The organism is Halorubrum vacuolatum (assembly GCF_900188065.1).
In the GTDB taxonomy this organism is placed as follows: Archaea; Halobacteriota; Halobacteria; order Halobacteriales; family Haloferacaceae; genus Halorubrum; species Halorubrum vacuolatum.
In genome coordinates this window covers 45,328-57,402 of sequence record NZ_FZNQ01000002.1, presented here as the reverse complement: position 1 = coordinate 57,402, position 12,075 = coordinate 45,328, and the positions used below count along the sequence as shown (strand labels likewise).

Here is a 12,075-nt window from a genome sequence, read left to right as displayed (position 1 = left end):
CGACGCGGGTTTCTCAATACGCGAAGCCGACCGCCTCGGCGTCCGGTTTGAGCGGGCTTTTCGGATACGGCGGTTCGGCCTCGGGGTCGTTAAACACGCCTGGGGCGACGTCGTTCGGTGCGTCAGGATAAAAGAGCGCCGCGAGCGTCTGGATCTGATCACGGCCACACGCGAGTTCGAACTGCCCACCGCCGTAACATGTTATCCCCTCCCGTTCACAGTACGCAAGCGTCTCGAAGAGCGACTCCACGGTCCCAAAGCGTGACGGCTTGATGTTACACCAGCCGGGCTCGACGGGCAGCGAACGGAGGCTCTCCACGCCGTCGATCGGGTAATCGAACGCGAGCCGCTCCGCCTGTGGCTCCAAAAGCGGCGTCGTCTCCGAGGTGAATGCGGCATCCTCGACGACGGCGTGCGGGAACGCCGCGAGGACATCTCGATACAGCTCCGGATCGGCTTCGACGTCGACCTCCGTTCCCTCGTACCAGCCTTTTAAATCGAGCACGCGGACCGCGCCGGTCTCGCGAAGCGTCACGAACAGGTCATCCGGCCAGTCGGGGGTCGGATCCAATTTGAACTCCAGATTCGGGTCGACATTCAGTAGCCCCGTGACCCGCTCGGCGGCCGGTGGATCGCCCAACCGTGTGGAGACGGCGAACCGGACCGGCTCCGGATCGATCCCGAGCCGCTCACCGAGCGACTCGTCGGCCTGTTTGAGGCCGAGATCGAGCGCGGCGCTCTCGACCGCCCAGCGTCGGTAGTTGCGTGCGGCCGGTCGGGATGGCTCCTCGCCGTGAAATAAGTCGCGCTCGTCGAGGACGGCGGAAAGCTCCGCAATCGTCCACTCCCCTTCCAAATCGATCGGGTCGACCGCCGCGAGTGCGTCGTGATCGGCCGTGTCATAGGTCACGTCCTCGCCGCGTCCCATGAGCCCGTCTCCCGCCAGCCGAAACTCCGTCGTGGTCCGCTCGAACCCGCTCGTCGTGTTCGCCGTATATCGCCGGCGTGCGACCGACTCGATCGTCACGGTGAGATCGGCGATCCGCTCGTAGGCGCTCATACCATACCGAAATCGCCTGAGGGTTTAAATTGGATGCCGCTCACGCGGACTCAGCGCGACGAACACGGAGGATGGCGATCCGCGTCGAAAGCGCCCAAAACAGCGGGATGACGGTAAGGACCACGGCGCCGGCGGCGGCGACCTGCAACACCGTCGTGGTAAACCACGGCTCGGTACCGGCGTATGGCAGCGGCGTGTGGGTGACGTCGCCGACGATGGGCACGAAGTAGTCCATCAGGAGATCGAGGGTGTACCACGCGGCCGCGACGGCGACCGCCTTGATCGGGAAGTCGGTCATCCGATGGAGGACGAACGCCTGCAGCGCCATCGCGAGGTGACTCACGAACAAAAAGAGGTACATCGGCGTCGAGGAGGTCGCGAGAAAGCCGGGCGCGAACGCGACGAGGACGTACGGCGTCCAGAGCCCGAGTTTGATGTTTCCGAAGAACGCGAGCGCCGCGAGGTAGTCGTTCGGTTTCCCGATCGCCCACGAGGCGAGCGCGAGCGCGATAAACAGCGTCGCCATCGGGCTGTCCGGCACGAAGATCCACATCTCGGGGACGACCCGGCCGAACTGGAACCGGTAGTACCAGAAGCCGAAGGCGGTCCCCGCGAGGTTGATGGCGACGATGACCCAGACGAACCGAAACGCGACGTCCTCAAGCGCCTTCGGCAACGGGGCGACCCATCGGGGAAGCGGGTCGCGGTCGGGCGGGTCGCGACCGAGCGCGCCGACGAGGTTCATATCCGTCGGTTGACCCGGTCGCTGAAAGCGATGGCGGTCCGCGGGAGGCCGGTTCAGCGTCTTCCCCCGTCGCCGACCGGGACGAAAAGGGCTATCCGTTCCCGGCCGGAAGGAGGTGACATGCGCCCGCGAACGCTGCTCGCGTTGCTCCTCGTCGTCCCCTTCGTGGACGCCCTCTTTCTGATCTACGTCGCGACACGGCTCGGGGCGGTGCTCACCGTCGCGCTCGTCGTGCTGACCGCCATCCTCGGAATGTTGCTGTTGCGCGCGGAGGGCCGCGCCACGATCGCGCGCGTCCAGCGAAAGCTCGCGCGCGGGGAGCCGCCGACCGACGAACTGCTTGACGGCGGGCTCCTTATCGCCGCCGGCGCGCTCCTTTTGACCCCGGGGCTCGTGACCGACGCGATCGGCTTCCTGCTCGCGCTCCCGATCTCGCGGGTCCCGATCCGGGTGGCGTTGAAGCGATACGTCGTGATCCCCTACATCGACCGGGAGACGGACGGATTCATCACCGGTAACGTCTACGTCGGCGGCTTTCCGGGCCAAAACGACGGCGGATTCGAGGGGTTCGAGCCTGGAGCCGGCGGCTGGACGGGCGGTCCGGGTGGTCCCGATGACCCGGACGACCCCTTCGGACGGGAGGGGCCGACCGACGGGGATCGGTTCGCCGACGAGGACCGTGCGGACGACGTCGTCGACGTGGATTACACCCTTGAGGACGAGGAGCGATCGCCGTGAGGACGCGTTCGTGAGTCACACGCCGTGTGGTCGCGAGCGGACGCTTCGGGTGGTCGTGAGCGCACACGCCGTGTCATCGCCTCGTGTGTATGCGCCACAAAACCGCCAGACAGCGGGGCGACACCTGAAAAGAAACCCTTAAACACCTCCCTACGCAACGACTGAATGCGCTCGCCTGGGCCAATAGCTCAGTCAGGTTGAGCGCTCGGCTGATAACCGGGAGGTCCGCGGTTCAAATCCGCGTTGGCCCACCTCCTTCCCTGGCCTTCATCGGCCACGGGAAATTGGGGCCGGGAACTCCCCAGCCACCCAATTTCGATATTCCGTGCCGTCTGAGCGGTTGCCCTCGATTGATTTCCGAACATCGACGTATTCGGTTGTACCTGCCGTCCGACGACCGCCGGGAGCGAGGCACATGGTCCTCGAACGTTATGGATGCGAGGTTTGGCGGCACCCTTCTACAACACTATCGTACTGTTGCTGGGCCTAGGGAGCGGCTCCTCCCGTGAAACGAACATCATGAACCGTTACACAGCGGGGTTTTTGACCCTCGGTGACGACGGTGCTTGCATGACCGAACTCGACATCGACCTCGTCCTCGTGCCGGTCGACGGCAGCGAGGAATCCCACGAGGCCGTCGATTACGCCATCGCCATCGCCCGCGAGTATGGTGCGAGGGTGCATGCCCTCTACGTCCTTGATGAGGACGTCGTCCGGGCGATAGAGACCGGAGCCGTCGACGAGGCCGACATCGCCGACGACACCGAATCGTTCACCGACTCCGTCATCGAGCGTGCGGACGCCGCGGGTGTTCCGCACGGAAACTCCATCGCCTACGGCTTCTCGACGAAAGTGAAAACCGTTCATCCCGGGAGCGTCGTGCTCGACACCGCCGAGGAGATCGACGCGGACTTCATCGTCGTGCCGCGCGAACCCGTGACCGGTGGGCCCGGCGAGGTCTTAGAGAAGGCGGCCGAGTACGTCCTGCTGTATGCGAGCCAGCCGGTGCTTTCGGTCTGAGCCGTCGACACAACGACACGCCTTTTTCCGACCCCCGTCTGGACCGTGATATGGATCCGAAGCGGGAGCTTTCGAGCATCGACCTCCGCGCGCTCGTCACCGAACTCGGTCGGTACGAGGGGGCGAAAGTCGACAAGGCGTACCTCTATGACGACGACCTCGTTCGGCTGAAGCTCCGCGACTTCGATCACGGCCGCGTCGAGCTGCTCATGCAGGTCGGCGAGATCAAGCGGGCACACGTCGCCGACCCCGCACACGTCGCGGACGCCCCGGAGCGTCCGCCGAACTTCGCGAAGATGCTCCGAAACCGGCTCTCCGGGGCCGATTTCGCGGGCGTCACGCAGTACGAGTTCGACCGCATCCTCACCTTCGAGTTCGAACGCGAGGACGCGAATACGACGGTCGTCGCCGAGCTGTTCGGGCAGGGCAACGTCGCGGTCCTCGATGGAACCGGCGAGGTGGTCGGATCGCTCTCGACGGTCCGGCTCCGCTCACGCACGGTCGCACCCGGCGCGCAGTACGGCTATCCGACCTCGCGGCTCAACCCCCTGGAGGTGAGCCTCGATGCGTTTATCCGGCACATGAACGAGTCCGACAGCGACGTCGTCCGAACCCTCGCGACCCAGCTCAACCTCGGTGGGCTCTACGCCGAGGAGATCTGTGCGCGTGCAGGGGTGGAGAAGGAACTTCCCATCGAGGAGGCGGACGAGTCGACCTATCGGGCGCTTCATGAGGCCATCTCGGACGTCGCCGAGCGGCTTCGGGCCGGCGAGTTCGACCCGCGGATCTACGAGGAGCCGGTCGAAGGGGCTGCGGACGGTGCGGGAGAAGCCACGGAAGGTGCGGACACCGACGACGCCGAGATGCGCGTCGTCGACGTCACGCCATTCCCGCTCGTCGAGCGTGAGGGGTTGCCGAGCGTCGGGTTCGACTCGTTCAACGCCGCCGTCGACGAGTACTTCCGGCGGCTCGAACGGGACCCCGCGGCCGACGGCGAGCCGGCGGATTCGGGGCCGTCCCGGCCCGATTTCGAGGCGGAGATCGCCAAACAGGAGCGGATCATCGAACAGCAGGAGGGCGCGATCGAGGGGTTCAAAGAGGAGGCGGCCGCCGAGCGCGAGCGGGCGGAGCTGCTGTATGCCAACTACGAGCTGGTCGACGAGGTGCTCTCGACGGTACAGGGGGCCCGTGAGGAGTCGATCCCGTGGGCGGAGATCGAGGAGACGCTCGCGGCCGGGGCCGAACGGGGGATCCCGGCGGCGGAGGCGGTCGTCGACGTCGACGGCGGCGCGGGCACCGTGACCGTCGAGATCGGCGGAACCCGGGTCGAACTGGAGGCCGATGCGGGCGTCGAGGTGAACGCCGACCGGCTCTACGGCGAGGCGAAACGGATCGAGGAAAAAATGGAAGGTGCGGAGGAGGCGATCGAGTCCACCCGGGCCGAACTGGCGGCCGTGAAGGAACGCAAAGCGGAGTGGGAGGCCGCCGATGGCGACCCCCGGGCCGAGGATGACGACGAGGAAGGCGAGGACCCGCCGGAGATCGACTGGCTCTCGCGGAGTTCGATCCCGATCCGGTCGCCGGACGACTGGTACGAGCGCTTCCGGTGGTTCCACACCTCGGACGGCTATCTGGTCATCGGCGGGCGCAACGCCGACCAGAACGAGGAGCTGGTGAAAAAGTACATGGGGAAATACGACCGGTTCTTCCACACGCAGGCACACGGCGGGCCGGTGACGCTCTTGAAGGCGGCCGGGCCCTCCGAGTCGGCCGACCCTGTCGACTGGCGCGAGGAGACGCTTCGGGAGGCCGCCCAGTTCGCCGTCTCGTACTCCTCCGACTGGAAGGACGGGCGTGGCGCGGGCGACGCGTACATGGTCGAACCGGAGCAGGTGTCGAAGACGCCCGAGAGCGGCGAGTACATCGAGAAGGGGAGTTTCGTGATCCGCGGCGAGCGGACCTACTTCGAGGACGTTCCGTGCCGGGTCGCCGTCGGGGTTCAGTGTGAGCCCGTGACGCGGGCGATCGGCGGGCCGCCGTCGGCCATCACGGAACGGGCGGAGACGACGGTGACCGTTGAACCCGGAATGTACGCCCAGAACGACGCCGCGATGATGGTCTATCGGGAATTAAAAGAGCGGTTCGCCGACCAGTCGTTCGTCCGCAAGATCGCAAGCGCGGATCAACTCCAAGAGTTCCTCCCGCCGGGTGGCTCCGAGATCAGGGGCTGAGCGGTGGCGTTCATCCAGGACAGCTGACGGGGGTTCGTTATAAACTAACGAGTTCGATTTATCAGCAATAGCGGGAATCGTATTTTAAAAGGCGACTGACCGGTACGCACACTCAAAACACTCCGCTCAAAGAACACCCTCCGGCGCGCGCGAGAAACGCGCGCGAGGGTCCGACCGACGCCCGCCGCACGCATCGCGGCGGGCGTCGGTCGTCGGCTGGGGAGGGTGAGGTCGACGGATACGCCAAATCCGCGGAGACGACCCTGACCGCTCAATCCCGGAAGAACGCTTCATCCTCGAACGGCTCCGCCTCGCCCTCCACGGCGAGCACATCGAGCGCGGTCACTTCCGCCCCCACACCCAACAATCCGGCGAGGCTCGGTTCGGTCCGCCCCTCATCCCCGGAGATCAGCTCCTTTATATACAGTCCGCCCGCGCCGTGGACCTCGACGGTCGCCTCCCGGGGCCCTTCCAACTCGGCGGTCAATTCATACACCTCGCGCTCGCGCGTGAGGCTCGCCCGCCGATGGTCGACCCGGTTCGGCGTGTACTGTTCGATCGTCGCCCCGGAGAGCCGCTCCGCGGCCGCCACAAGCGACTCCTCGGCCACGTCCGCATCGAAGGCGACCGCCGCGCGGTAGCGCTTCGACGCCTCCAGTTCCTTCACCCGCGCCACCATATCGTACGTCGCGAGCCGCAACCCTTCGACTTCGATCGCCCCCTCCGCGAGCGCGTTGATGTCGCCCTCCAGCCGCTCGACGTCGACCCGGCGGCGACGTGGCTCCTCGATCTCGACGACGAACGGCCGTCCCGTCCCGAGCATGAGCGCGTCGACGTCCTCGCGTCCCGCGCCGTGAAAGACCGCCTCGGTGCCGTCCATCACGTCCTCAACGATCGGCGCGACGTAGCCTTCGACGCTCTCATCGTAGAGATAGCCGCTCCCGCCGCAGTGATCACACGGCTCGCGTCCCCGCCGACCCGACGCGTGACACTCCCGACAGGGCCACTCCGTCTGCGGGATATCGCGCTCCAGTTTCCGATAGCGGCCGTAGACGAACGTCGAGTTCACCTTCGTCCCCAACTCGTCGTCGGCCAGATCGATCGTGAACTGCACGTCCGGCCGATCGAACGAGACCGTCGCGCCGGTCAACGAGCCGAACCGTTTGCCGACCTCGCGGTTGAACGCCGATTTAAACAGCTCGCCGGCCTCGGGGTTCAGCCCGACCTCCTCACGGAGCAATCGGTCGTTCTCCTCGATTAACGGCGAGGGACGGGTGCCGACGTTGTACGTGGCGAACTCGATCCCGTCGACCGCCTCGGCGGCCCGTTGGGCCCATCGGTCGTGGGTTCCACAGTGGCCCTCACAGACCCAGCAGTCGGCCGGCCCGACCGGCTCGTGATCCATATCGGCCGCCAGCTCACGGGCGACACGAAGCGCCCGTCCGCGGTCGGCGTTCGACAGCCCGAAGCTCCGGTCGGCGACGAGTCGACCGAGGCAGGCGTCACAGACCGGACCCGTCGCGGTCGCATCGGCCGCGACCTCCAGTACGTCCATGCGAGCGAAAGCGCACCCGGCGCTAATTGTCTTGTGGAACGCGCCGGGCCTCCCGGCCCGTGAACCGCTCACGGTTACGTCCGGCCGCTCGGCTTCGCGTCCTTTAACCCACCGAGCGTTCAATCGGGGATATGGTTCAGCCACGCGTCCCCGGTGGCGACGAGGACGCCCTTGAGCTTCCCTGTGGCGAGTCCGTCCGGCTCGGGGCGCTCGATCTCGGGATGCGCGAGTATCACTGCGATTGCGGCGGAACCCACGCGGTCGTCATGGACGTTCACCCGCCCGAACGGTTTCTCCCGGAATTTCTCGTCGACGTGCTTCGTGAGGCGATCGAGACGACGAGCGAGGAGATGCCGGAGTTCGACACGCCCCACCTCCTCGGCATCGTGTTAGAGGAGTTTCCGGAGGGTGTCGTCACACACGACGCGAGCGAGAATGCCGACGTCGGCTACGCGATGGTTTGGGTCGCGGACTTCGACGCGCGCCGACTCCACGAGGTGATCGTCGAACTCGTCGTCGAACTGATGGAACACGCCGTCAGTCACGCGAACGACGACGACGCGCTGGCCGCCTTCGAGGAGGAAATGGCCGCCTTCGACGTGGCCGAGTTCGTCGAGCGATACCGTGCCGAACGCGACCTCGACGCCGTCGATCCATACGCACAGGACGGGGGCGTCTGACGATCGTCTGACTCCTGTCTCACTGAACGCTATAGGTGTGGGGGGTGTACGTAAGACACATGCACACCCATGAATACGAGCGGTTACGCGGTGTGCTCGCCGAGGCCGACGAGCCGTTGACGGCGCGGGAGATCCTCACGCTGTTGGACGAGCGTGAGGGGATCGATAGCCCGCATCGTGTCGCTACCGTGTTGGGGCGGTGGGCCGAACGTGGCGAAGTGGAAGTCATAACCAAGCGACCCTATCGGTATCGACTGAACAACTGACGGATCCTGACGAGGACCGACCGGGCGACAGCTCTTGGTGACCACCGACGAGTGCGGTATGTGACACCATATCTTTCGATTATCGCAAACAGGCTACGATAATCGTATTTTATCGCCGCCCTTATTACGATGAACGCACTTCGTCGGGATAATGAGCGAGGACCGGACCATTCTGCTCATCGGCAGCGGGCCGATCCAGATCGGACAGGCTGCGGAGTTCGACTACTCCGGCGCGCAGGCATGCCGCGCGCTTCAGGAGGAGGGCGCACGGGTCGTGTTGGTGAACTCCAACCCGGCGACGATCATGACCGACCCGGACACCGCGGACCGAGTCTATATCGAGCCGATCACCCCTGAAGCCATCGCCGAGGTGATCCGGATCGAAGAGCCCGATGGGGTCATCGCCGGCCTCGGCGGACAGACCGGGCTCAATGTCACCGCGGAGCTGGCCGAGCAGGGAATCTTAGAAAAGTACGATGTCGAGGTGATGGGAACGCCGCTCGATACCATCTACGCGACGGAGGATCGCGATCTGTTCCGTCAGCGGATGGAGAAGATTGGCCAGCCAATGCCGAAGTCGACAACGATCTCACTTGGTGAAGATGAGTCCGTCACGGACTTCGACGAGGAGTCGTTCCGCGAACGTGTCCAGGCGGCCGTCGACGAAGTCGGTGGCCTCCCCGTCATCGCGCGGACGACGTACACGCTCGGCGGATCGGGCTCAGGGGTCGTCGACGACTTCGATAACCTCGTTGAGCGCGTTCGGAAGGGACTGCGTCTCTCGCGTAACGGTGAGGTGTTGATCACCGAGTCGATCTCCGGCTGGGTCGAGTTGGAGTACGAGGTGATGCGGGACGCCGATAACTCCTGTATCATCATCTGTAACATGGAGAACATCGATCCAATGGGGATTCACACGGGCGAATCCACCGTTGTCACTCCCTCGCAGGTCATTCCCGACGATGGCCATCAAGAGATGCGTGACGCTGCCCTTGAAGTCATCCGGGAACTCGGCATTCAGGGCGGCTGTAACATCCAGTTCGCGTGGCATGACGACGGCACGCCGGGTGGAGAGTACCGCGTCGTTGAGGTCAACCCGCGCGTCTCACGCTCGTCGGCGCTCGCCTCAAAAGCGACCGGGTACCCCATCGCACGTGTCACCGCGAAGGTCGCGCTCGGCAAGCGGCTCCACGAGATCAAAAACGAGATCACCGGCGAGACGACTGCCGCCTTCGAACCCGCCATCGATTACGTCGTCACGAAGGTGCCCCGTTGGCCCATCGACAAGTTCGAGGATGTCGACTTCGAGCTCGGGACGGCGATGAAATCGACCGGCGAGGCGATGGCGATCGGCCGGACGTTCGAGGAGAGCATGACGAAAGCGCTCCGCTCCTCGGAGTACGACCCCGCCGTCGACTTCGAGGACGTATCCGACGAGGAGTTGGAGACGGAATATCTCGTCCGCCCAAGTCCCGATCGCCCCTACGCGATCTTCGAGGCGTTCGACCGCGGCTATTTGGTCGAGGACGTCGTCGAACTCACCGACATCCACGAGTGGTACGTCGAACGGTTCGAGAACATCGCCGATGCGACCGCAAAAGCCGCAACCGGTGAGTTCACGCCAGCCGCCTCCGCGGGTCGGACGAACGCCGAGATCGCGGCGGTCGCCGCCGCTGGTGGCGTCGATGCCGACGTGAGCGACGTGGAGACCGCGGTTCCGGACCGTACGTTCAAGCAGGTCGATACCTGTGCCGGTGAGTTCGAGGCCTCCACACCGTACTACTATTCCGCGCGGCTGCCGGAGTTCCTGATGGACGCCAATACTGCTGGCGCGGCGAACGAGGTTCGTGTCGACACCGACGTCGAAAGCGTCGTCGTGGTCGGTGGCGGCCCGATCCGTATCGGTCAGGGTGTGGAGTTCGACTACTGTGCGGTCCACGCGGTGCGTGCGCTCCGTGAGTTGGGAATCGACGCACACGTCGTTAACAACAATCCAGAGACCGTCTCGACGGACTACGACACCTCCGACGGGCTCTTCTTCGAGCCGATCTCCGCCGAGGAGATCGCCGACGTCATCGAGACGACGGGTGCCGACGGGGTGATGGTCCAGTTCGGTGGCCAGACGTCCGTGAACGTCGGCCAGCCCCTACAGGACGAGATCGAGCGCCGCGGGCTCGACTGTGAGATCCTCGGGACGAGCGTTGAGGCGATGGATCTCGCGGAGGACCGCGACCGCTTCAACCTCCTCATGGGCGAGATGGACGTCGCACAGCCGGAGGGTGGAACCGCGAGGAGTCGCGAGGAGGCGTTACATCTCGCCCACGAGATCGGCTATCCAGTGCTCGTGCGCCCGTCGTACGTGCTCGGCGGTCGGGCGATGCGCGTCGTTGAGGACGACGAGGAGCTCGAACGGTACATCGAGGAGGCGGTCCGCGTCTCGCCCGATAAACCGATCCTGATCGACCAGTATCTCGCGGACGCCGTGGAACTTGACGTCGACGCGGTAGCTGACGGCGATGACGTGCTGATCGGCGGCGTGATGGAACACGTCGAGAGCGCCGGCGTCCACTCCGGTGACTCCGCGTGTATGATCCCGCCGCGGTCGCTCTCCGAGGAGACACTCGCGAGGGTGCGTGAGGTGACCGAGCGGATCGCCCGTGCGCTCGATACGGTCGGCCTGTTGAACGTCCAGCTGGCGGTGACCGGCGTCGGCGACGACGACGTCGAAAGCACGGTATACGTACTTGAGGCGAACCCGCGCTCCTCGCGGACGGTTCCGTTCGTCTCGAAGGCGACAGGCGTGCCGATCGCGAAGCTGGCCGCGAAGGTGATGACCGACGATCTCACTCTCGCGGACTTGGAGGCCGAGGAGCGGATCCCCGAGCACCGTAGCGTGAAGGAGGTCGTCCTGCCGTTCGACCGGCTGCCCGGATCGGACCCGCGGCTCGGGCCGGAGATGAAATCCACCGGTGAGGTGATGGGGACGGCCCGCTCGTTCGGGAAGGCCTACGATAAGGCGCAGGACTCGACGGGCAAGTCGATCCCGCGGAGCGGGACGGCGGTCGTCGACCTCTCGGCCGATGAGTTCCCGGATCCGGGCGCCGAGGCGGGCGAGGCGCTCGTCGAGGGGTTCGCGGAGCACTTCGAGCTGTCGACGGCGACGGATCTCGTGGAGGCGACCCGGCGCGGCGAGGTCGACCTCATCGTCTCACGTCAGCGTGAGCTGTTGGAGGTGGCCGTTGAGGAGGAGATCACCTACTTCTCGACGCACGCATCGGCGAAGGCGGCGCTGGAGGCGCTCGCACATCAGGACGATGACCTCGACGTGATGGCCGTCTCCGACCGCCCACAGCGCGTCGCGAACTGGGGCGAGTAGCCGGGCTGGCGGCTCGAAACATACCGCGAGCGGGTTGGCGAACAGACGGTGCGTGCGACCTGCTTTCCACGACGGCGCACCGCACACCCGCCTCGACCGACGTGGACTGTCTGTTAAACCACGGGGAGTGTGGGGCCGTTTTCGTTTATAAGGGTTCACCAGCCCGTCCGCACAGCATGGACGGGCGACCCCAGGTCGGTGTGACCCTCCGGCGCGCGCGAGAAACGCGCGCGAGGGTCCGGCCGACGCCCGGAGCGACGCGGCGGGCGTCGGTCGTCGGCTGGGGAGGGTGAGGTTGACCGAGGCTGGCGCGTGTGCCGAAGCGATTTATATACAGAGCGGCCCGATCCGGCATGCTGGAGACGCTAGTATATGATCGAACGAACCGCGAAGCCGGGACAGAC

Annotated in this window: 9 protein-coding genes and 1 tRNA gene; 7 read left to right on the top strand and 3 right to left on the bottom strand. The window is 65.5% G+C overall.

Annotated features, from left to right (window positions below; all coding sequences use genetic code 11):
• Positions 1 to 13 precede the first annotated feature (13 nt).
• Entirely contained in the window at positions 14 to 1,060 is a 1,047-nt protein-coding gene (locus CHB65_RS02690) for a hypothetical protein (protein ID WP_089383523.1), read from the bottom strand.
• 40 nt (positions 1,061 to 1,100) lie between these two features.
• On the bottom strand, positions 1,101 to 1,805 hold the full coding sequence (locus CHB65_RS02685; protein WP_089383522.1) for a DUF1405 domain-containing protein: 705 nt from the start codon (positions 1,803 to 1,805) through the stop codon (positions 1,101 to 1,103).
• 120 nt (positions 1,806 to 1,925) lie between these two features.
• Here CHB65_RS02685 and CHB65_RS02680 point away from each other — a divergent pair, with 120 nt between their 5' ends.
• The 4 genes from CHB65_RS02680 to rqcH all read left to right on the top strand — a co-directional run bounded on the left by CHB65_RS02680 (position 1,926) and on the right by rqcH (position 5,794).
• Entirely contained in the window at positions 1,926 to 2,543 is a 618-nt protein-coding gene (locus tag CHB65_RS02680) for an FxsA family protein (RefSeq protein ID WP_089383521.1), read from the top strand.
• A gap of 177 nt (positions 2,544 to 2,720) precedes the next feature.
• Positions 2,721 to 2,794 (top strand) — tRNA-Ile (locus tag CHB65_RS02675).
• Between the two features lie 319 nt (positions 2,795 to 3,113).
• Positions 3,114 to 3,563: a universal stress protein gene (locus CHB65_RS02670; protein ID WP_089383520.1), complete on the top strand. Its 450-nt coding sequence runs from the start codon at positions 3,114 to 3,116 to the stop codon at positions 3,561 to 3,563.
• Positions 3,564 to 3,613: 50 nt separating this feature from the next.
• The gene (gene rqcH / locus CHB65_RS02665; protein WP_089383519.1) at positions 3,614 to 5,794 is read left to right on the top strand and encodes a ribosome rescue protein RqcH; all 2,181 of its coding nucleotides are present in this window, start codon (positions 3,614 to 3,616) and stop codon (positions 5,792 to 5,794) included.
• A 271-nt stretch (positions 5,795 to 6,065) separates the two neighbouring features.
• On the opposite strand, the gene CHB65_RS02660 is transcribed toward rqcH, so the two are convergent.
• The gene (locus tag CHB65_RS02660; protein WP_089383518.1) at positions 6,066 to 7,349 is read right to left on the bottom strand and encodes a tRNA pseudouridine(54/55) synthase Pus10; all 1,284 of its coding nucleotides are present in this window, start codon (positions 7,347 to 7,349) and stop codon (positions 6,066 to 6,068) included.
• 131 nt (positions 7,350 to 7,480) lie between these two features.
• Here CHB65_RS02660 and CHB65_RS02655 point away from each other — a divergent pair, with 131 nt between their 5' ends.
• The 3 genes from CHB65_RS02655 to carB all read left to right on the top strand — a co-directional run bounded on the left by CHB65_RS02655 (position 7,481) and on the right by carB (position 11,671).
• Positions 7,481 to 8,029: a DUF5815 family protein gene (locus CHB65_RS02655; RefSeq protein ID WP_089383517.1), complete on the top strand. Its 549-nt coding sequence runs from the start codon at positions 7,481 to 7,483 to the stop codon at positions 8,027 to 8,029.
• A gap of 59 nt (positions 8,030 to 8,088) precedes the next feature.
• Entirely contained in the window at positions 8,089 to 8,295 is a 207-nt protein-coding gene (locus CHB65_RS02650; protein ID WP_089383516.1) for a hypothetical protein, read from the top strand.
• A gap of 151 nt (positions 8,296 to 8,446) precedes the next feature.
• On the top strand, positions 8,447 to 11,671 hold the full coding sequence (carB, locus tag CHB65_RS02645; RefSeq protein ID WP_089383515.1) for a carbamoyl-phosphate synthase large subunit: 3,225 nt from the start codon (positions 8,447 to 8,449) through the stop codon (positions 11,669 to 11,671).
• The last annotated feature ends 404 nt before the right edge of the window (positions 11,672 to 12,075 follow it).

What these genes read in the sequence shown, in the direction of transcription:
- CHB65_RS02690 (WP_089383523.1), bottom strand. Translation starts at nt 1,060, where the DNA reads ATGAGCGCCTACGAGCGGATCGCCGATCTCACCGTGACGATCGAGTCG.
- CHB65_RS02685 (WP_089383522.1), bottom strand. Translation starts at nt 1,805, where the DNA reads ATGAACCTCGTCGGCGCGCTCGGTCGCGACCCGCCCGACCGCGACCCG.
- CHB65_RS02680 (WP_089383521.1), top strand. Translation starts at nt 1,926, where the DNA reads ATGCGCCCGCGAACGCTGCTCGCGTTGCTCCTCGTCGTCCCCTTCGTG.
- CHB65_RS02670 (WP_089383520.1), top strand. Translation starts at nt 3,114, where the DNA reads ATGACCGAACTCGACATCGACCTCGTCCTCGTGCCGGTCGACGGCAGC.
- rqcH (WP_089383519.1), top strand. Translation starts at nt 3,614, where the DNA reads ATGGATCCGAAGCGGGAGCTTTCGAGCATCGACCTCCGCGCGCTCGTC.
- CHB65_RS02660 (WP_089383518.1), bottom strand. Translation starts at nt 7,349, where the DNA reads ATGGACGTACTGGAGGTCGCGGCCGATGCGACCGCGACGGGTCCGGTC.
- CHB65_RS02655 (WP_089383517.1), top strand. Translation starts at nt 7,481, where the DNA reads ATGGTTCAGCCACGCGTCCCCGGTGGCGACGAGGACGCCCTTGAGCTT.
- CHB65_RS02650 (WP_089383516.1), top strand. Translation starts at nt 8,089, where the DNA reads ATGCACACCCATGAATACGAGCGGTTACGCGGTGTGCTCGCCGAGGCC.
- carB (WP_089383515.1), top strand. Translation starts at nt 8,447, where the DNA reads ATGAGCGAGGACCGGACCATTCTGCTCATCGGCAGCGGGCCGATCCAG.